18 protein-coding genes are annotated in these 21200 nt (G+C 43.5%); 9 read left to right on the top strand and 9 right to left on the bottom strand.

Annotated features, from left to right (window positions below; translation table 11 throughout):
* Genes EXT48_RS18795 through EXT48_RS18810 form a run of 4 tightly spaced genes read right to left on the bottom strand, consistent with a single transcriptional unit; the run spans position 1 to position 3323 of the window.
* The gene (locus EXT48_RS18795; RefSeq protein ID WP_130165364.1) at positions 1 to 984 is read right to left on the bottom strand and encodes a VWA domain-containing protein; all 984 of its coding nucleotides are present in this window, start codon (positions 982 to 984) and stop codon (positions 1 to 3) included.
* Positions 977 to 1408 carry a DUF4381 domain-containing protein gene (locus tag EXT48_RS18800; RefSeq protein WP_130165365.1) on the bottom strand — a complete coding sequence of 144 codons (432 nt, stop codon included), beginning with the start codon at positions 1406 to 1408 and terminating at the stop codon, positions 977 to 979. Before EXT48_RS18800 ends, EXT48_RS18795 begins: the two co-directional genes overlap by 8 nt.
* On the bottom strand, positions 1409 to 2362 hold the full coding sequence (locus EXT48_RS18805) for a DUF58 domain-containing protein (RefSeq protein WP_130165366.1): 954 nt from the start codon (positions 2360 to 2362) through the stop codon (positions 1409 to 1411). It abuts the gene before it with no gap.
* A 4-nt stretch (positions 2363 to 2366) separates the two neighbouring features.
* Positions 2367 to 3323 carry a MoxR family ATPase gene (locus tag EXT48_RS18810; RefSeq protein WP_010377722.1) on the bottom strand — a complete coding sequence of 319 codons (957 nt, stop codon included), beginning with the start codon at positions 3321 to 3323 and terminating at the stop codon, positions 2367 to 2369.
* A gap of 268 nt (positions 3324 to 3591) precedes the next feature.
* On the opposite strand from EXT48_RS18810, the gene fadI reads away from it, so the two are divergent.
* Positions 3592 to 4902: an acetyl-CoA C-acyltransferase FadI gene (fadI, locus tag EXT48_RS18815; RefSeq protein WP_010605222.1), complete on the top strand. Its 1311-nt coding sequence runs from the start codon at positions 3592 to 3594 to the stop codon at positions 4900 to 4902.
* Complete coding sequence (gene fadJ / locus EXT48_RS18820; RefSeq protein WP_130165367.1) at positions 4902 to 7004, top strand: fatty acid oxidation complex subunit alpha FadJ; 2103 nt, start codon at positions 4902 to 4904, stop codon at positions 7002 to 7004. The genes fadI and fadJ overlap by 1 nt, the downstream gene beginning before the upstream one ends.
* Here the strand turns inward: fadJ and EXT48_RS24050 are convergent.
* The gene (locus EXT48_RS24050; protein WP_130165368.1) at positions 6963 to 7172 is read right to left on the bottom strand and encodes a hypothetical protein; all 210 of its coding nucleotides are present in this window, start codon (positions 7170 to 7172) and stop codon (positions 6963 to 6965) included. The genes fadJ and EXT48_RS24050 overlap by 42 nt on opposite strands.
* 357 nt (positions 7173 to 7529) lie before the next feature.
* On the opposite strand from EXT48_RS24050, the gene EXT48_RS18835 reads away from it, so the two are divergent.
* The 4 genes from EXT48_RS18835 (at position 7530) to EXT48_RS18850 (ending at position 11105) form a co-directional block, all read left to right on the top strand.
* Complete coding sequence (locus tag EXT48_RS18835) at positions 7530 to 9062, top strand: sensor domain-containing diguanylate cyclase (protein WP_130165369.1); 1533 nt, start codon at positions 7530 to 7532, stop codon at positions 9060 to 9062.
* A gap of 76 nt (positions 9063 to 9138) precedes the next feature.
* Entirely contained in the window at positions 9139 to 9705 is a 567-nt protein-coding gene (locus EXT48_RS18840; protein ID WP_130165370.1) for an elongation factor P hydroxylase, read from the top strand.
* Positions 9695 to 10816: an ATP-NAD kinase family protein gene (locus EXT48_RS18845; protein ID WP_130165371.1), complete on the top strand. Its 1122-nt coding sequence runs from the start codon at positions 9695 to 9697 to the stop codon at positions 10814 to 10816. Before EXT48_RS18840 ends, EXT48_RS18845 begins: the two co-directional genes overlap by 11 nt.
* A gap of 13 nt (positions 10817 to 10829) precedes the next feature.
* On the top strand, positions 10830 to 11105 hold the full coding sequence (locus EXT48_RS18850; RefSeq protein ID WP_010377735.1) for a YfcL family protein: 276 nt from the start codon (positions 10830 to 10832) through the stop codon (positions 11103 to 11105).
* 329 nt (positions 11106 to 11434) lie between these two features.
* Here the strand turns inward: EXT48_RS18850 and EXT48_RS18860 are convergent, their stop codons facing one another.
* Together EXT48_RS18860 and EXT48_RS18865 are read right to left on the bottom strand one after the other, a co-directional pair.
* Entirely contained in the window at positions 11435 to 12667 is a 1233-nt protein-coding gene (locus EXT48_RS18860) for an NRAMP family divalent metal transporter (protein WP_130165372.1), read from the bottom strand.
* A gap of 124 nt (positions 12668 to 12791) precedes the next feature.
* Positions 12792 to 13646 carry an HDOD domain-containing protein gene (locus tag EXT48_RS18865; RefSeq protein WP_039494886.1) on the bottom strand — a complete coding sequence of 285 codons (855 nt, stop codon included), beginning with the start codon at positions 13644 to 13646 and terminating at the stop codon, positions 12792 to 12794.
* 185 nt (positions 13647 to 13831) lie between these two features.
* Here EXT48_RS18865 and EXT48_RS18870 point away from each other — a divergent pair, with 185 nt between their 5' ends.
* Positions 13832 to 15388, top strand: coding sequence for an AbgT family transporter (locus EXT48_RS18870; protein ID WP_017216614.1), 1557 nt, complete (start codon positions 13832 to 13834; stop codon positions 15386 to 15388).
* Between the two features lie 129 nt (positions 15389 to 15517).
* Here EXT48_RS18870 and EXT48_RS18875 read toward each other — a convergent pair whose 3' ends face one another.
* Both EXT48_RS18875 and EXT48_RS18880 read right to left on the bottom strand, forming a co-directional pair.
* Positions 15518 to 16228 carry a DUF4336 domain-containing protein gene (locus EXT48_RS18875; protein ID WP_130165373.1) on the bottom strand — a complete coding sequence of 237 codons (711 nt, stop codon included), beginning with the start codon at positions 16226 to 16228 and terminating at the stop codon, positions 15518 to 15520.
* A 120-nt stretch (positions 16229 to 16348) separates the two neighbouring features.
* Entirely contained in the window at positions 16349 to 16960 is a 612-nt protein-coding gene (locus tag EXT48_RS18880; protein ID WP_010377743.1) for a TetR/AcrR family transcriptional regulator, read from the bottom strand.
* A gap of 197 nt (positions 16961 to 17157) precedes the next feature.
* Here EXT48_RS18880 and EXT48_RS18885 point away from each other — a divergent pair, with 197 nt between their 5' ends.
* Positions 17158 to 18192 carry an MBL fold metallo-hydrolase gene (locus EXT48_RS18885; RefSeq protein WP_130165374.1) on the top strand — a complete coding sequence of 345 codons (1035 nt, stop codon included), beginning with the start codon at positions 17158 to 17160 and terminating at the stop codon, positions 18190 to 18192.
* 394 nt (positions 18193 to 18586) lie between these two features.
* Entirely contained in the window at positions 18587 to 21187 is a 2601-nt protein-coding gene (locus EXT48_RS18890; protein ID WP_130165375.1) for a hypothetical protein, read from the top strand.
* The last annotated feature ends 13 nt before the right edge of the window (positions 21188 to 21200 follow it).

Here is a 21200-nt window from a genome sequence, read left to right on the forward strand (position 1 = left end):
TTACCCTCTTAATTTTGTTCTTAGTACGAGACTTAGCTGAGCCACAAAAAGCAAGCCGAGTATCGCGAGGAGAGGAATATAAAACAGTGAAATCTTAGGACGGAAAGTCTGTGTTTCATCACTTATCGGTTCTAGCTCATCGAGCATTGCGTAGATCTGTTGTAGGCCCTCCACGTCTTTTGCGCGAAAATATTGCCCACCAGTTTCTTTGGCGATATGTTGCAACGTTTTCTCGTCGATACTACTACCGGCCATAGAATTAAAACCAAATAAACCAAAACCGCGTCGACCATCAGAGCCAACACCAACGGTATAAATTTTTATGCCTTCTTCTCGGGCTAAGATCAGTGCTTCTTCTGGTTTAAGGTTGCCCGAGGTGTTTTGACCATCGGTCAGCAAAATCAAGATTTTGTTACTTTGTTCACGTTCACCAAAACGCTTTACCGACAAACCAATAGCATCGCCAATCGCTGTGGCGCGTCCAACTAAACCAATTTGTGCCTCACTAAGCATTTGGCTAACCGTCGCTAAATCTCGGGTGAGTGGCGTTTGCAAAAACGCGGTGTCACCAAAAAGAATAAGTCCCAGACGATCTCCTTGGCGCGCTTCGATAAAGTCGCTAACAACGGCTTTGACGACAGACAATCTGTCCACTAAGCGACCTTGGTATTCCATATCTTGCTCTGTCATTGAAGCCGACAAGTCAACGGCAAGCATAATATCGCGTCCCTCATTTGGCACAACGATTGGGTCGTCAAGCCAAGTCGGGTTTGCCGCTGCGGTTACCAGTAATAGCCAGATGAGAGTTTCCACTAGGCTTACTTTTGCGCGCTTATTGAGTTGATTTGTGCTCGCGAGTTGTAACTTTGCGGCACTTGGCATACGAATATTGATGTTGGTCTGCGCGATACTCGGTTTAAACTTCGCAATTAGCCAAGGCAGAGGTAACAATAAAAAGGCAAGGGGCCAACTAAACTCAAACATCGAGACGCTCCTTCACTTTGAAGGTATTAATCGCACGACATAGTTTATCGCAGAGTGCGGGGTCTTGAGTCGGCGCATATAACGAGTCGAGCTCTTGCTGAGTGAGTTCAACGCGTGTGAGTCTTGCTTGCAGCGTTAACCATTCTTGGCCCGATCTACTCGCAGCGGTATCACCGTAATAATGTTTTACTAAACGTTTGAGTATGGTGTGTAATGCTTGGGCATTAGCATGCAAATGACTCAGTTTTACGGCTTCCTTTTTTGCCTTTAAAAATTGCTGGCGACGATATAATAGCCAACACATAACCCCAAATATTGTGAGTAGAATACAAATAGCTCCCCACATTGGATAAGAGAGTGGCCACCAGCTCACGCTTTGAGGGATGACCACATCATTAAGCTGGTCGAGTGGATTGACTTGCATTTAACCCCTCATGATTTGTAATTCGATTGGTAATGACGCGTCGTACTTTTGTAACGACATACCAGAGCGCTTAAGTAGCGCTAATCTTCGATTGAAAAAGTCAGACGCATTTTGCGAGAATTTGTCTCTAAATTGCTTGTCCATCAAGGGCAATGTCCAGTTTTGTTCACCAGCTGAGACCTCAATCGCTTGACTGTATTCAGGCAGATGATGCTCAAAAGGATCACTCACCATACAACCAATGACTTCGTTATGGCGAGTGGCACGCTCTAGTAATTTAAAGCTTTCATCATTCAACTCCGTAAAGTCCGAAATGAGATAAATCAGGCTGCCGGGCTTAGCCAGATGCACAAGTCGTTTTAAATTCTCATTGAAACGATCCCCCGAGGGGTGAGTCTCTTTTTGAATTAATGCTTGTTCGTGTAGGGCACAAAACTGATGAGCTAGCGCAAGCACTCCACGGTCGCGAGCAATCGGTTTTAGCTCGTGGTGATTGCTGTCATTAAATACCACACCACCAACACGGTCGCCGCGTTGGCATGCAGCCCAAGACACCAAAATGCCTAAGTGCGCCGCAAGCACCGACTTAAGTAACAGCTTTGAACCAAATAGCATGCTTGAGGAAAAGTCACAAAATACAAAAACGGGGCGTTCCTTCTCTTCTTGAAAGAGTTTCGTGTGTGCTTCACCGGTACGCGCGGTAACTCGCCAGTCAATCGCACGAATATCATCACCATATTGGTATTGTCTGACTTCAGCGAACTCCATACCCCGACCTTTATGCGGTGCAAGGTATTGCCCTGATTGAGCACTTTTCACTTTTCCTCTCGGTTTGAGCGAAAGTAAATGCGCTTTGGACTTATAAAAAAGTAGCTCTTTCAGGCCGAGTTCGACACCATTACTGTGGCTTTCATTAAACCAGCTGGCTGAATTAAACTGCTTGATGTCGTTCATAGTATTATGGAACAGCAACCAATTCTAAAATCTTACTGATCACCTGATCTTTGGTGATCCCATCCGCCTGTGCTTCATAACTCAGCACGATACGGTGGCGTAGCACGTTATGTACCACAGCTTGAATATCTTCTGGGGTGACAAAGTCTCTGCCTTGTAGCCACGCATGAGCACGAGAACATTTATCAAGCGCAATTGTAGCTCGAGGGCTCGCACCATAATCAATCCAACTTGCAAGCGTTGCATCAAAGCGTTGTGGCTGTCTGGTCGCAATAATTAATTGCACAAGATATTGCTCCAGAGGCTCAGCAAGATGCATGCTTAGTACGGTTTTACGGGCCTCAAATAGGGTTGCTTGACTAATAGGTGTGAAGGTCGCTTGGTACTCCTCCAACGCCTCGCCACGAGTGAGGCGCAAAATATCTACCTCGGTTTCTGCATCCGGATAATCGATATTCAGATGGAGTAAAAAGCGGTCAAGCTGCGCTTCCGGTAGCGGGTATGTACCTTCTTGTTCAAGCGGGTTTTGCGTTGCCATTACCATAAATAGCTCAGGTAACGGATACGTTGTTTTGCCAACGGTTATTTGGCGCTCGGCCATTGCTTCTAGTAGCGCTGATTGCACTTTGGCTGGCGCTCGGTTGATTTCGTCAGCCAAAATCAAATGATGAAAAAGCGGGCCTTTCTCAAATACAAATTCATTGGTTTGTTGGCGATAGATATCTGTACCAGTTACATCAGAAGGCAATAAGTCAGGGGTAAATTGGACGCGTTGAAAGCTCCCTTCAATGCCTTTAGCCAGCGCATTTACGGCACGGGTCTTAGCTAGACCAGGGGGGCCTTCAACCAATAAATGACCATCTGCTAAAAGCGCGATAAGCAAGGATTCGGTCAGTGCACTTTGCCCTAAAATTTGGGTATCTAAATATTCTTTTAGTTGAGAAAACTCGTTTACTGCCATGAGACTGCCTTTTAAGCCGACAAAAATAAAAATAGTTATATGGACGCGGAATGAATAATCAAGTTGATTAGACCCATAATTTTAGAAAAGTTCATAAATTTTAAATAACAATTTCAAATACTTTGAGATTGCTTGAAAAAGCATCTAAAGTTGGTTTTCACGGTTTAAAAAGCAGTCATTTCGTGCTTTGCTATTGGCAACTTCGATTTGGTTGTTTAGAATCGGAGGAAATTAACAGGTCAGACCTGTCAGCGGGAGAGCAAAATTCATGTCTGAACAAAACATACTAAAAACATCAAAAGGCGACCGAATCGCTATCGTGAGCGGCCTGCGTACGCCATTCGCAAAGCAAGCTACCGCTTTTCACCACGTTCCAGCCCTAGATTTAGGTAAAATCGTCGTCAACGAAATGCTTGAGCGTTTGAACTTCGATCGTAAAGAAATCGACCAACTGGTATTCGGCCAAGTTGTACAAATGCCGGAAGCACCAAACATTGCGCGTGAAATCGTGCTTGGCACTGGCATGCCAGTTTCTGTTGACGCTTACTCTGTATCACGTGCATGCGCAACCAGTTTCCAAGCGATTGCTAACGTTGCAGAGAGCATTATTTCAGGTCAAGTGAGTGTCGGTGTTGCTGGTGGTGCGGATTCTTCATCAGTGCTACCGATCGGCGTGAGCAAAAAGCTTGCAGGTAGCCTTGTTGACTTGAACAAAGCACGTACGCTTAAGCAGCGTTTACAGATTTTCTCAAAGCTAAGACTCAAAGACTTACTGCCAGTGCCACCGGCAGTTGCAGAATATTCAACTGGCTTATCAATGGGGCAAACGGCTGAACAAATGGCTAAGACTCACGGGATCAGCCGTGCAGATCAAGATGCGATGGCGCACCGCTCACATACCTTAGCTGCAAAAGCGTGGTCGGAAGGCTTATTAAACAATGAAGTAATGGCTGCCCATGTTGAGCCATACAAAAGCTTTATTGACAAAGATAATAACATCCGTGAAAACTCCTCATTGGAAAGCTACGCCAAGTTAAAGCCTGTATTTGACAGACAGCACGGCTCAGTAACTGCAGCAAATGCAACGCCACTGACCGATGGTGCGGCGGCAGTATTAATGATGAGCGAAAGCAAAGCCAAAGCGCTTGGTTATGACATCTTAGGTTATGTGCGTAGTTTCGCCTTCTCTGCAATCGGCGTACACGAAGATATGTTGATGGGTCCTGCACATTCAACGCCTGTAGCTCTTGACCGTGCGGGTATTACCCTTGCTGATCTTGACCTGATAGAAATGCATGAAGCTTTCGCAGCGCAAGCGCTGTCCAATATGAAAATGTTTGGCTCAGACAAATTCGCGCAAGAAAAACTTGGTCGCAGTAAAGCAATTGGCGAAATCGACATGGATAAGTTTAATGTGCTTGGTGGTTCACTTGCATATGGTCACCCATTCGCAGCAACCGGCGCACGCTTGATCACGCAAAGCCTACATGAGCTTAAGCGCCGCGGCGGTGGTCTAGCATTGACAACTGCCTGTGCTGCAGGTGGTCTTGGAGCAGCATTCGTATTGGAGAGCGCATAATGTCAGTATTTTCTTATGAATTAAACGACCATAAAGTCGCCATCGTCACCATCGACGTGCCGGGCGAAAAAATGAACACCCTACGTGATACATTTGCTGATGAATTATTAGAGATCATCGCAAAGAGTAAGCAAGACGACGTAACGGGTATGGTTTTTATCAGTGGTAAAGACGATAATTTTATCGCGGGTGCAGACATTAAAATGCTAGACAGCGCGAAAACCCGTGAAGATGCGTTAGCGATTTCGGAAATGTGTCATAAAACCTTCTTTAAATTGGCTGATTTACCATTCCCGACCGTTGCTGCGATCCACGGTGTAGCACTGGGTGGCGGCTTGGAGTTTGCGCTGGCTTGTGATTACCGTGTATGTACTGAAGACAGCAAGACTAAACTGGGTCTTCCAGAAGTACAGCTTGGTCTATTGCCAGGTGGTGGCGGTACACAGCGTCTACCGAAATTAGTTGGTATTCAAAAAGCACTTGAATGGATGCTAACTGGTAAACAAGTTCGACCTAAGCAAGCGAAAAAAGCGGGCCTAGTTGACGATTCCGTGCCGCACAGTATTTTACTCGACGTAGCGGTGAAGCTTGCCAGAAAAGGTAAGCCTAAGCTTCGCAAACCGAATTTAGACAAAATTAGTCAGTTGCTAGAATCTAACCCGTTCGGACGCAATATCATTTTCAAAAAAGCACAAGAAAATGTTGAGAAGAAAACGGGCGGTCACTATCCTGCGCCGCTCGCTATCATCAAAGCGGTACGTGCATCTGTAGAGCTGGACAAGCTTAAAGGTTATAAAACCGAAGCCGAGGGTTTTGCTGATTTAGTGATGTCTGAAGTATCGCGCTCGCTACGTGGGATTTTCTTTGCGACAACGGAAATGAAAAAGGATTTCCAAGGTGAAGATCTTGCTCCTGTGAAACGTGTTGCAGTGCTAGGTGGTGGCTTAATGGGCGCAGGTATTACCCATGTTAGTGCGGTTAAAGCAGGCACTCCGGTACGTATTAAAGATGTTGCGCATCAGGGCATTAGCAACGCATTAAATTACAGCTATAAGATCCTAACGCAACGCCAAAAGCGTCGTATTATTTCAAAGGCAGAGATGCAGTCAACTTTGAATATGATCACGGGGACAACAGATTACTCTGGTTTTAAACACACAGACATGGTGATTGAAGCCGTATTTGAAGACTTAGACCTTAAACAGTCGATGGTGGCGGATATTGAACGCGAATGTAGTGAGAGCACGATATTTGCAAGTAATACGTCATCATTACCAATCGGCCAAATCGCGGCAAAAGCGACGCGTCCTGAAAACGTAATTGGTTTGCATTATTTCTCACCTGTAGAAAAAATGCCGCTGGTGGAGATCATTCCGCACGAGACCACCAGTGATGAGGTTATTGCGCGCACTGTGGCTTTTGCTCGTAAGCAAGGGAAAACACCAATCGTCGTAAAAGACAAAGCTGGTTTTTACGTAAACCGTATTCTGGCGCCTTATGTCAACGAAGCGGCAAATCTTTTGCTTGCCGGTGAGCCGATAGAGAAAATCGATCAAGCCTTGGTTGAGTTTGGTTTCCCAGTTGGTCCTCTTGCGCTTCTTGATGAAGTAGGTGTAGACATTGGTTCTAAGATAGCGCCAATCCTAGAAAAAGAATTAGGTGCTCGCTTTAAGGCGCCGGATGCTTTTGCACGTATGATAGATAGCAAACGTCTAGGTCGCAAATCTGGTCGTGGTTTCTATACCTATGAAGGTAAAAAAGGCAAGCAAGTGGACGAGTCAGTTTATGAGTTACTCGGTGTCACGCCTTCTCCTAAGTTGAATAAACAAGAAATTGCGAACCGCTGCGTTGCACAGATGCTCAATGAGGCTGCGCGCTGTCTTGATGAAGGTATTATTCGTAATGCAAGAGATGGTGATATTGGTGCTATTTTTGGCATTGGTTTCCCTCCATTCTTGGGCGGCCCATTTAGTTATATGGACAAAAAAGGCGCCAATAAGGTGTGTTCAGAGCTATCAACATACGCTGCTGATAACCCTGTATTTACACCTGCGGAGCCGCTACTCGCAATGGCCGAAGAAGGCAAAGCTTATTACGAGTAACGATACCAATTTATCTAGGGCCTGTTGACCTTCGCTGTTTGATTTTTGTTCTTCTGAGTGTGTTTTGGTAGCGACGCTCGACTTGCCGCCTAGTAATCTAGGCAAAAGTTGAGCAACAATGAACAAAGCGCACTCAGGTGAACCCAAAGGGCAGCGCTTGACTGGCATTTTCTCTGTGTTGCCCCACAAGGATGTGGGGTAAGGTGACTTTGCAGGAGCACTAAGTCTTTATCGCCAGGCTTACATAGAATGACTATGCTACGCAGGCTTTGCCTTGTATAAATACCAGTCAAACTGCTGCAAAAACAAACTTGAAAGATCAACAGGCCCTAATACTCGCTTAAAAATATCCTATCTGTAAGCCGCTGTAATGCGGCTTTTTTCGTTCTCTGGTCTAGACTTAGTAGCTGTAATGGTATGTAACTTTTGTACCATCGACATGGATTCTACAGCACCTAGACGGCCTCTAATTTCTTCTTTTGCTTACTGCGTTCTAGGATTTGCTGAATTTGGACAGCAGAGTATATGAATAAACGTATCTTTTTGCAGATCAGCGGGTTAGTTATTTTTACTATTTTGGTGAGTGGTGGTCTATTTTATTGGTCCACTTTGTTAAACCACGCCATTTCTTCATTTCATCAGTCATGGCAATCAGAAACGGAAGTTGCAATTAAACGTGCTGAGCTGCTAGCTGAGCTGGAGCGTAGCTTTGGTTATAACGGCTTTATTCATCACTTCAAAAATTATGTACTACGCCAAGACGAGGTTTATTACGAACAGGCTTTGGCTGATGTTGAAGCGACCAAAGCGACAATCCTAAAATTGCAAAGTACGGCGCTAAGCAGCCAAGAGACAAAGGCATTAGCCGTTATTCAACACACCTTTGATGAATATACACAAATGCTTGCGCTTGCTAAGTCAAAATTCACATCGAGAAGGCTGAGCTCTGAGGCTGTGGATCGTTTAGTAAAAGTAGATGACACGGACGCAGAAGCTGCATTTAATTATTTGCGTAAGTCGATTGGAAAGAAATTTGAGTTTGCAAAGCAAAACCAATCGATAAAGCTTGCTCAAACCCAAGAGTTGAGTAACACCGGTGTATTGTTGCTGCTACCAATAGTCTTGTTGTTTGCTTGCTTAAACATTTTTACGCTTATTTTTGTGGTTAAACTTATCAACGAAAAGCGAAAGTTATTCAACTCTACTCCTGATGCCATTTTATATTGTGATAAAGACGGTAGGCTTACAGAGGTCAATAAGGCCTGTACAGATTTATTTGGATATCAGCCTCAAGAGCTATTAGGTATGCAGGTTGAAGACCTCATTCCAGAGCGGTATACCGGTAAACATGTCGTGGACAGAGAGAAGTTCCAGGGCACTTCTACCATGCGTAGGGTGACGCATGATGGTCTAAAAATTGTAGGGCGGCACCAATCAGGTGTAGAGATCCCAGTAGATATCGCGTTATCCACGGTGTCCGTCTCTAAAAATGATGTTTTTATTGCGGTGATCCGAGATTTACGTCAAGAACAAGAATTGAAGAACCGAGCTGAACTGGATTTCTTAACTCAGGTTATGAATCGCAGAAAGATTGAAGCGCTGCTGAAAGAAGAAGTGCAGCGGGCCATACGTTATCATCGAGCGCTATCGCTACTGGTAATCGACGTTGATCATTTTAAACAGCTTAATGACACCGCAGGACATCAAGATGGTGATAATGCATTGAAGGAAGTTGGGCAGTTTCTAAGGGAGCAAGCACGCCCAAGCGATCATATTGGACGATGGGGCGGTGATGAATTTGTGATTATATGCCCTGAAACTCGGCCTGATGCTGCGCTTAATTTTGCACAACGACTGGTGCATGAATTTACTCGCTTCACCAGTTTTGGACTGACATTCAGCATTGGCGTGGCAGGATATGAGCTTATTGGTGAAAGCTTTAATCACAAACGATGTTTTGAAGAAGCTGACTTAGCCCTCTATGAGTCGAAAAAGTCAGGTCGAGATCGTGCTTCGCTTTATATCGCGCCACGCAGCTCTTTGGACAAAAAGGCATAGTCTAAAACGAGATCTTTTACTTTAGCCGCTAAAAACCTTACAATTTGCGCCCAGTTTAGACTTGTGGCGGATGTTGATGCATAAAATAGAAGACCTCATTGCTGTTTTTAATGGGTTATTCCTGCACACGCTCAACACTGAGCTGGTAGTGGGCGACGACGAACCTATCTATTTACCTGCAAATGAATCACACCCTCATCACCGCATTATTTTTGCTCATGGCTTTTATGCTAGTGCTTTGCATGAAGTTGCGCACTGGCTTGTTGCGGGCGAAGAACGTCGGCAACTCGAAGATTACGGCTACTGGTATTGTCCCGATGGACGAGATAAAGCGCAGCAGCTCGAATTTGAAAAAGTGGAAGTGAAACCACAAGCGATTGAGTGGGCGTTAAGCGTTGCAGCTGGTTTTTCATTTAATGTTTCCGTTGATAACCTCAACGGTGAACAAACTTGCCGTTTCAGCTTTCAACAACGGGTGCATCAGCAAGTGCTAGTTTTATTAGAAAGCGGATTTAATACCAGAACGACTCAACTACTCAACGCATTAAGCAATTTTTATAATACACCTTGGCCTTTACGCCAGCAGCAATTTAACTGGGATATCCCGACAGAGCTAAGCATGGAGTTTGACGATGCAATTTAAGCTTGGACTTATCATCAATCCTTTAGCTGGGCTTGGTGGGAGCGTTGCACTAAAAGGTAGCGATGGTGCAGAAACAGCTCAACAAGCATTGGCGTTAGGTGCAGAGCCTCGCGCTAATCAGCGAGCAAAAACGGCTTTAACACAATTACTTCCACATCAACAAAACATCGAAATATTTACTGTTAACGGTGAGATGGGGGAGCGTACGGCAAAAGAGCTAGGTTTTAACACCCAAGTGATTTATCAAACTCAAAGCACGGTAACTCGTCCTGAAGATACCGAGACCGCAGCGCAAATGATGCAACAGCTCGGTGTCGATTTGATTTTGTTTGCTGGTGGCGATGGCACTGCTCGCAACATTTGCCACGCGGTGGGTGATTCATGTCCTGTACTTGGGATCCCAGCTGGGTGCAAAATTCATAGCGGCGTATACGCGATAACGCCAAAAGCAGCTGGTAGAGTTGTTGAACTTTTGGTTACCGGAGAGCTTGTCTCTATTGGCGAAGCCGATGTGATGGACATTGATGAAGCTGCATTTCGTGAAGGGACTGTGCGTGCTAAACGATTTGGTGAAATGCAAGTGCCGACCGAGTTGAGATATGTGCAAGCGGTGAAAAACGGTGGCAAAGAAAGCGATGAATTAGTGTTAGCAGATATCGCCGCCTATGTGGTTGCCGAAATGGAAGAAGACGAAACCTATATCATGGGATCTGGTTCTACCGTTGCAGCAGTGATGGAAGAGATGGGACTTGATAATACACTTCTTGGTGTTGATGTTGTAAAGGACCAAGCGCTGATCGCGCAAGACCAAACCGCGCAGCAATTGTTGTCGCTTGCTGATGACAAAACAAAGCTAGTGATCACATTAATTGGTGGGCAAGGACACATTTTTGGCCGCGGTAATCAGCAGCTAAGCCCTAACCTCATCAAAAAAATCGGTAAAGATAATATTATCCTTATCGCTACAAAATCGAAATTAAAGGCCTTAAATGGTCGTCCTTTAATTGCTGATACCGGTGATGAACAACTTGATGAGTCCTTAGCTGGATTTATTAAAGTGATCACTGGATTCAATGACCATGTAATGTACGCCATAGGCCATCAAGAATAATTTAGGAATAAATATGTCTTTAGTAGAATATGTAGAGAAAGCGCAGCAGTTTTTTGATGAGCTTGTTGATAGAGCGAGTGATGATGAGCTATTTGCTGGTGGCTATTTACGCGGTCACTTTGACTTAGCGGTAGGCTATGCACAAGTAGAGGAAGCAGATCTTTCGATTGATGAGTTAAATGCCAAAGTTGAGAGCAGCTTAGTAAAAGCATATCGAAATGGAGAGCTAAATGACGATGACAAAGCGCACGTAGTTTCTATTTGGGAGCAGGTGCAAAATCTAAAATAAATGCACCTCACCTGAGAGTAGCAGGTGCTAGGGCCTGTTGACCTTTGCTGTTTGATTTTTGTTCGCCTGAGTGTGCTTTGATCGCGACGCTCGACTTGCCGCCTAGTAATCTAGGCAAAAGTTGGGCAACAATGAACAGAGCGCACTCAGGTGAACCCAAAGGGCAGCGCTTGATTGGCATTTCTACTGTGTTATCGCCAGACTTACATAGAGCAACTATGCTACGCAGGCTCTGCCTTGTATAAACACCAATCAAGCTGCTGCAAAAACAAACTTGAAAGATAAACAGGCCCTAGAAGTGTAATTTGCATCTGCTACTCAGCCTCGCTTTACATCAAAAATCGCCAATAGATGAATAACAGTGCAAAGCCCACTAAATAAGTCAGCCCCAGTCCCGTTAGAACCTTGGTATAAATTGGTTGACGGCGATAGATCTCACCTTTCACTAATCCTAAATTCATCCAAGCAAAGATAGGAGTAGTGACAAACGCTGAGCTCATGGCAAACATTAGCATGCTCTTTAAGTCGGCTTTAAAAAACAGCACTACGGCCATACCAAGCGCTGCTTGTAGCAATAGAATGAGCGTGTAACTCTTTTTCGTTGTGTTAGGTCGTAACAACTGAAGCGATTCACTAAGCACTCGGGAGTAGCCATCTAACACCGTGATGGTTGTTCCAAACATACATAAAAATGCGACGCCAGCAATTAGCCATCTGGCCCATTCGCCAATCGTATTAGCATACATATCAATGAGCTGCTGTGAGAACGCAACACCAGCGAGTTCCACAGGCTTATCTTGACCGTATTGCATTAGCATACCGAGTAAACAAAAAACGACCGCCAGACCCAGCGTTACAAAATATCCCACCTTGAAATCCAGTAGGATCTGGCTACTTGTTAGCGGTTGTTTAGCCATCTTCGTTTTTAGCCAAGACGAATTAATCGCTGAAATCTCGATTGGTGCGGGCATCCAACCCATCAAGGCAACTAAAAAGCCCAGTAGTGCGATGTCGTAGGGGGAAACCGGATCAATAGGGGCCGGATGGGCCGGACCATTATTAGCCGCAATGGCAAGGGCCATAACCGTGGAAATGGTCAAAATTATCATTACCCATTTGCTAGTCACATCGAGTATTTTGTAATGCCCAACCAATAAGATTGCCAAGCAGCTAGCCAAAAGTATAAAGCTTAACAATTCAATATTTATTGGAAATGGCAGCGAGTAGCTCAAGAGACTTGCGGTAAGTAATAGCACGCCTGCGGTATTTACAATGGCTGCGAAAATATTGAGTAGCACAAAAACCTTAAATCCGAAGCGGTAATGTGCGTGATAACCTTCGACGACACTATGCTTAGAGTGGCTTGTGTACTCTACTGCATATTTAAAAAAGGGATATTTGAGCAAGTTAACGGCAACAATTAGCCAGATCAATTGACTACCAAATAGTGCCCCAGCCTGAGTTGACGAAACGAGATGTGAACCACCGATAGCAGCAGTTGCCATTAATATTCCAGGCCCAAAGATGGCAAATTTGCCTTTAAGAGATAGCAGCGCTGGCAATGTAAATTCCTTAAGTCTTTGTTATTTTAATTTTGCTGCCAGTCTACGAAGTTTTAAGAATTGCCGCAACACTGTCGTTGAGTCGCATTTCACAGACGGTGTTGAATGTGAGATAACTAGTCGCTTACTCATCCTGCTCTAAAAAGTATTCATCTAGGTCTTCTTTGATGTCCTGATAATCATCTTCATCTAAATTTAAAACTTTCAATACATCTGCTTTCATTAAGTGCCAATCAGGTGCGGCAACAAAACGTTTATTGATATGTACAAAATTTTCAGCCATTTTTAGAGCAGCGAAAGCTAATTTCTGCTCTTCGTCTTTACAGTTTCCCAAAAACTCAGGGTCATGGTGGCATAAAATCATCTGACAAATACTTTGTGGCAAATTCCAGGAAGCCGCGAGGAAGTAGCCTATAATAGCATGATTGGTCTCGTACTTTTCTTCTTCGTGCTCGACTAACAGCTTGTCATAATCTTTGTTCGCGGCAATGAGCGTTTCCATATAATCGGGGTAATTTACCGCCATAGCGGCAATCCCTGCGTCATGAAATAAGCCTAGTAAGTGCAAGTTTTCGATAGGAACACGCGATTTAAGTTTATTACCAATCACCATAATGCTATCTGCGATGTCTGAAGCGTTATCCCAAAATCGCTCCAAACTGATACAACATTTACGTTGGTCAAAGGTTTGTTTGAGCAAAAAGCCGGTCACAAGCTTACTAATAGAGTCTAGACCTAGAAAGACGACAGCCTGTTTTACATCCGTTACCGTTCTTGCCAAACCGTACAGTGGGGAATTGATGATTTTTAGCACCGCGGCTGAGGTGCTGACATCATGAGCGATGATAGAAGCGATGTCGTTCAGGTCTGGATCCGGTGCAGCAAGTGCTGCTTGCAACTCGCTTATCAGCGCGGGCTTCGGTGGTAAATTAAAACCATGTTTGACGTCAGCTAACACTTTGTCGTCTAGATCTATCATCTAAAAATCCTTAATTTCAGACATATAAAAAGCATAGCGTAAATTCTTTATTGAACACTGACTTGAGACAAAAAAATACCAAGTCGACTACTAATTCGGCAAAGTGTCTCGTCAATAGGCACGTTTTCTTGCTTAGCATGTAAATATTAAGTTATGGTTAAGCAATTTTTTCTTAGGGCAATGGTATGCACGAAACACAACAAGCGAACTCGCAAAATTCTGCGATCACCCGTTTTCTAAACGGGATAGAGCGGGTGGGGAATAAACTTCCTGATCCTGCAATCATTTTCTTATCAGCAATGTTGCTGATTTGGCTACTTTCTTGGCTATTTTCAGGCGTAGAATTTAGCGCTATTGATCCAAGAACCAATCAGGCGATTGTCGTTCACAATTTATTAGACCCAAATGCGCTTGCCGGATTTATGGCAACGATGGTAAAAACCTTCACGGGATTTGCGCCATTAGGCGTGGTGCTAGTTGCTATGCTAGGTGTGGGCGTTGCTGAACATTCTGGCTATATTAATACTGGCCTTAAAATCATGCTCAAACGCACGCCTCAGGCACTACTAACTCCTTCTATTATTCTTATTGCAATTGTAAGCCACACGGCGACAGATGCCGGATACGTGTTAGTTATTCCGCTTGCCGGTGTTATTTTCTATGCGATGGGAAGACATCCTCTTGCGGGTATTGCTGCGGCATTTGCTGGCGTAAGCGGCGGATTTAGCGCGAACTTTATTCCTTCAGGTATCGATCCGTTGCTACAAAGCTTTACCCAAAGTGCAGCGCAGATCATCGATCCAGAAATCGCGATTAACCCACTAAACAACTGGTTTTTCACCTCAGCATCGAGCTTATTCATTATCTTATTAGGTTGGTATATCACTGATAAAATCATAGAGCCAAGGCTAAAAGCGACAGAAATTGACGGCGATACAGAGAGCTTGCCTTCGTTTGATGAGATCACAAGCAAAGAAAAAAAGGGCTTTGTGGTGGCGTCTATGGTGATGTTAGCAGGTATTGCATTATTGGTTTATGCATCAAGCGGTGAAGATTCAGCACTACGCAGCCCGTCGGGCGCTTTAACTGATTTTAGTGCGCCGTTAATGCAATCAATTGTACCACTTATCTTCCTACTGTTTTGGATCCCTGGTGCGGTTTACGGTTTCGTTGTCGGTACGTTTAAAACCTCAAAAGACATGATTGATGCCATGACTAAAGCCATGAATAGCATGTCTTACTATATTGTTATGGCGTTTTTCTGTGCACTTTTCATTAGTGCCTTCAGCCATTCAAATTTGGGTGCTCTGCTTGCCATTGAAGGGGCTCAAGTATTAAAAGCATTGGCGCTGCCAAGCTATGTTACTGTAGTTGGTATTATCTTCTTGACCGCATTTGTAAACTTATTTGTAGGGTCAAGCTCTGCGAAGTGGGCGTTGCTGGGGCCGATTTTTGTTCCGATGTTAATGCAATTGGGCATTTCACCTGATTTAACACAAGCAGCTTATCGTGTTGGTGATTCTGGCTCAAATATAATCACTCCACTTATGCCTTACTTCCCGCTGGTTGTGGTTTATTGCCAGAAATACGTTAAGTCGACAGGAATAGGTACATTGATAGCGATGATGTTGCCTTACTCAATTGCCTTTTTGATTGGTTGGAGCATCTTCTTATTGATCTACTGGATGCTTGGTATTCCACTAGGTCTACAAGCAAGTTATGCATATCCAGCTGGAATGTAATTTGGGGAATGTAACTTCAGGGGATCCTTAAAACAATGCACTCCTGATCTAAATCTTAGATTAAGTAACAAAAAGCGCTGTTCATTGACATGACAGCGCTTTTTATATTCTGTTATTTTGCACTGCATCTTACGCGGATTTATTGATACCCAGCCAAGAAAATGAGCGGTTTAAAAATGCTCCAGCGCCTGTTTCAATGCATTCACCATGGGCAATCACGATATATTGAGGTTGCCAAGCAGCCATCTTTGAAAAACAGGCTCGGGCCTGCTGCTTCCCAAACACAAACGAAGTTCGCCAGTCTATGGGCGTTTTACCGTTAGGGCTAATGATCCCAGTGATTTTCGCTAATACTTTTTTAAAACCGGAGAAGTGGTTAGGGTGAAAGTTCTCGATAAGATCTGTCAAAATTAATGTACTGCTCTCTTTGTGGAAGAATACGACTTCTTCCATCACCGCGCTGCCTTTAAAAATGAGTTGCTCAATATCTCCTTGCCACTCGGGTTCTGCCATGTCGCCCAGTTGGCGGTGAAAAGTAAGATCAGACCGTTTTTTGTCGACACCTGGAGAAGCAAACATAATCGCATGTGGGAACTTTTCCTGCCAATCTCCCATAAATAGGTGATGAAGTTTATTTGGAGAAATTAGATAGTGGACTTGCCCAAGTTGCGTCAATTCACTCAGTAATCCTTCCGTTAATTTTCCAGGAGAGTGCACCCATAATGCGCCAGAGGAAAGCTTTACTATGGTGCTTCTGGTAGTGTATGGCATGCCAAAGAATGGTACTGCGGGGCCGTTGTGGATCCAAATGTTTTTACCAATTGCAATTAATTCGCTCATCTGATTTCCTTACTCTTGTTAGCGTGGATGACTATATCAAGGAACTTTTTTGTTTGAAATATAGTCTTATGCAAGTTGGTATGAAATTTATTTAAATCCTTGTATTAGCATACCTTATCATTAATCTTGGGCGCGTTGTTCAGTCCCATATCTCGCCATAAAAAGCGCAACGCTTTGCTCTACAATAAAGTCCGTTTCCTCCGTATTTGTGAGATCAAATCCATAAAGCCGTGGGTAAAAGATAAAAGACTTGAGTTGATATAAGAACTGTTGTGCTGCGAATGCCTGATGTTCGATATACAGTGCATTGTTAGCGACAGCATCAGCTAAAAACGTTTCTAAATAACGCATACAACCTACTTTACTGTTATTGAAATGCGCAGCCAATGTAGAGTCTTGCAATAACTCGATAAATGCCACGCGAGCCACTTTGATAAATGATTCAGAAGTGAGCAGATTGACTTCTCGTAAAGCGATTTCTTGAAGTTGTTTTGCAATCGAGACATCGGGTCGATATTGATAAATATCACCTTGGTCAACTTGAAGCATCATGTGTTCAAGTACGTTATACAGTAGTAGCTCTTTAGTCTCAAAGTGATTATAAATCGTTCGTTTAGACACTTCAGCGTGCTTTGCGATGAGATCCATACTGGTATTTTGAGCACCGTGCTGAGCAAATAACTGTTGGGCAGCCTCTAGAATTTGCAGTCGCTTTCTTTCTGATTGTTTCATTTTATCTATTACAGGCAAGGGAATATCAACAAATGGATACTCCGCATTTTAGCAAAACTAAAATAAATTACACTGCTTAGTTTACTTTCTATTCTTGATGTGTAAACTACACTGTGTAGTTTACTTTTGGTGGTTATATGAAAAAGCGAACATGGTTTGGCTTGATGGTGGTCTTGCTGATAGGAGTAGGAGGAGTTATGGCTTCTAATTTAAATGCTGCGGTAAATCAAAGTGGGTATTCATCAACTCAATATGGTGATGGTAAATTTCATAATACTCATGAAACGAATAAAACGAGCCTAGGTAAGACGCTGGAAATTTTCTGGCGCTTTTTTACCGAGCAAAAAGTCAATGCGGTGCCGAAGGTTGATATGCCAGTAAAAGTGCTCACCGAGGCGAATTTAAAGGCACTTTCTGATACGCAAACTCACGTTATCAAACTGGGTCATTCATCAGTACTTATTAAAGCGCAAGGGCAATATCTTCTGATTGACCCCGTTTTTGCTGAACGAGCATCACCATTTTCATTTATTGGTCCAAAGCGTTTTCATCAACCACCTATTACTATTGAATCATTGCCTCAAATTGATAAGGTGTTGATTTCACATAACCATTACGACCACCTAGACAAGGAAAGCGTAAAGCGATTAGCAGACAGAGTGGGGGCATTTTATGTACCTTTGGGCGTAGAAGGTGATTTGCAAAAGTGGGGAGTTCCCGCCGAGAAAATAAAGCAGTTTGACTGGTGGCAGTTTGAAGAAACCGCTGAGTTAACACTCACCTTTACACCTACTCAGCATTTTTCTGGACGTGGACTTGGAGATGCAAATAAAACCCTTTGGGGAGCGTGGGCTATTCGCACAGCAGACAAAAATATCTTTTTTAGTGGAGACTCTGGTTATTTTGCTGGATTTAAGGAAGTAGGTGAAAGGCTTGGCCCGTTTGACCTAACCTTAGTAGAGACTGGCGCGTATGATAAAGATTGGTCTGATATTCACATGACGCCAGAGCAAAGCGTACAAGCTCATATAGATCTGCGAGGAACGCATATGATCCCCATTCATAATGGTACTTTTGACTTGGCTTTTCACTCTTGGTTTGATCCGCTCGCAAGAGTGAAAATCGCAGCAGAGCAAAATCAAGTGGCACTGGTAACACCTGTTGTAGGTGAAGTGTTGACGCTATCAGAAACGCTATCAAGTAGCAGCTGGTGGGAAGCGTTGATGCCCTGAAATCTTTAGCAAAACAGGAGTTAACGTTGTGAGACGATAGCTCCAAGTCTTGTTCCGCATCTTCAGGGAGCAAGTTGTTACAAACTCTTTGTTTTTCTGTACAGTTGAATATAGTGCGAACTAAACGTTGGCTGTTTCGAGTGATGGCTTAAACAAAGAGAACTAATCACACCTTTTCTTATATCAGCCAAAACCTGTCTACAGATATTGTAAATAATGTTAATATCCTGCTTGATTTTTGTACCTAAAAAATATATATTCCCTACCTTTTTTAATAATACAACGATTGGATTACTTTAATCGCAAAATGGACGAGTTTGTTTATGGTTTCAATTTATCAAACCACAATGTATTTCTACCAATATAGCTGTATTACAAGGGCAGGGAGTTACTAATGTTAAAGAAGTTAGTATTTTTTACTTCACTGTTTTTCAGCATTAGTGCTCTGGCAATCAGTACACCTTCTTACGTGTCGGTTTCAATGAATGGCACTACAGTAACGCTTGACTGGGGGACGGTTTCTGGGGCCAGTTACTACCAGTTACAGTATCGAGACGGTTATGGTAGTTGGGGAACTTCTGGGGGCTCTTATTATGGTGGAACTCACAATTGGACCGGATTTACCGGTACTTTACAAAATAGAAATTATCGAATGCGAGCATGTGATAGTAACAACGTATGCTCGTCTTGGTCTAGTGCGTCAAATTGGATAAGTACGCCTTTACCTATTCCAGATACACCGTCTTATGTCTCAGTTTCCATGAATAACGATGGCAGCAGTGCTTATCTTTCATGGGGCACTGTTTCTGGTGCTAGCTACTATGAGCTGCAATATCGAGATGGCTATGGTAGTTGGGGGACATCTGGAGGAAGTTATTACAATGGTTCTCATACGTGGAATAACGTAACAGAAACACTTTCCAATCGTAACTACAGAATGCGCGCGTGTAACAGTGAACACGGCTGTTCATCTTGGTCCAGTGCCTCAAACTGGATAAGTACGCCCTTACCAGTGCCAGCCTCCCCATCTTATGTGTCAGTGTCCATAAATCCAACAAAAGTTTCTCTTTCTTGGCAGGAGGTATCTGGAGCAAGTTATTATCAGCTACAGTATCGAGATGGAAGCGGCAGCTGGGGAACATCGAACTTGAGCTACTATGATGGTTTGCACGTTTGGCATAATCCAACAGAGATACTCAATGAACGTAATTACAGAATGCGTTCATGCAATAGTGAAAATAGTTGTTCTTCATGGTCCAGTGCATCTAATAGAATTAGTACACCAACGCCAAACACACCCAACAAACCAGTCGCGGTTGTTAATGGAAAAGATATTGCGGTTGAATGGAATGAAGTGGAATGGGCTACAAAGTATAAGATTCAAGTGCAATGGTCTCACGCTGAGTTCGCCGGTATAGAAGATTATGAAAGTATAACTAACTCTATATCATGGCAAGATACGTACCCAGGTTCACGGATATATAAAATACAAGCTTGTAACGCGGTGGGATGTTCTAGTTTGTCGGCACCATCAGAACAGGTCCATTTAGCCAGTGTGCCAGCTCGCCCAGCAAAGCCTCAAGCGTCAGCGACGGGTAATAAGATTCAAGTAAGTTGGAATGCGGTATACGGTGCTACTTATTATGATTTAAGCATCAAGTATGGCTTAAACGACTGGACTGTTCCTGGCCGTTATGAATATCAAGGCACAAGTATTAGCTGGCCTGATCTGGAAGTTGGTACAAGACTTTACAGAGTAAAAGCGTGTAACAGTGCAGGTTGTTCTGATTATTCTGATACTTCATTACCACTCAAAAACTTTGTAGATACCCCTCGTGCAAACAGGGTTGGTGAGCATGGAATTGAACTACTTTGGGATACTTCTCTGAAAGGAAAGTTTGATATTCAAATTAAGTTTAACCATAACGAATGGACTGAACCAGGTAGGTTTACCAGTAACGAAAAAGGCATCAACTGGGATAACGTACCATCGGGTGAACGCAGTTATCGGATCCGCTCATGTGACGACAGTCTAACGAATTGTAGTGAATGGTCTGCGGAGTCGAATAAAGTTTCGATACCGCTTTGGATACATGATGTGCAGGTTGATGGGAGTTCAACAAGGTTAGAGTGGGGGCCAATAATAGGCGCTAACTACTACGATATCTCAATTAAGTACAATAATAATGATTGGACAGTACCTGGTCGGTTTACTTCGAGTGCTCACTATATCGCTTGGGATAATGTCGAAGCTGGTGTTCGCTCGTATAAAATTCGCTCTTGTACAGGAGTGATCGGTAATGCTGTTTGTTCTGGTTGGTCCGAACCTACGAAAGACTATACCACGGTTGGCTTGCCAAGTAGCACCCCGGCTCTCAAAGTCACTGCAATTGAAAGAACTTTTATTAATGAATCTGAACGCATAACTTGGCAATTTGCCAGCCCACCAAGTACTTCTCTAACTACGACTCTATTTGTGATAAAACCGGGAAGTTCGGACATGATAGAACTAGCTAGCGTTAGTAACAGTGGCGTAGGAGTTCATGATTTTGTCTTTGATCAATCAGGTAGATATCGCTTCTTTGCACAAGCTTGTGGAACATTTAATAGCACACAAGTAATGTGCAGCGAAAGGTGGAGTACTGAAAAACAAGTTGAGGTATTGAGCAGTGAATTTACGCCAGAGCAAACTAAAACAGAGCTTACATGGCAACAAATAGCTGGTGCAAAAAACTATATTATTGAGACTGCAAGCTGCGCTAACCACTGCGATATGTCAGCACTAGATTGGTCAACACTGAAAACACTAAATAGCAGTCAATTACAGTTTGCAATCCCAGGTGAAGACGGCAGGTACTATCGTATAAAAGTATGTTTTAGCGACGGGGTCTGTACATCAGGGAGTTATGTAGCAAAGGGAAAACCTAAAAAGCAGATTATCTATATTCATACAGATCTGTTGGGAAGCCCTGTAGCCGAGAGTCAAAATCAGTAGTGAGTTCGGCTTA

It is taken from the genome of Pseudoalteromonas sp. CO348 (assembly GCF_004208845.1).
Classification (GTDB): Bacteria; Pseudomonadota; Gammaproteobacteria; order Enterobacterales; family Alteromonadaceae; genus Pseudoalteromonas; species Pseudoalteromonas maricaloris.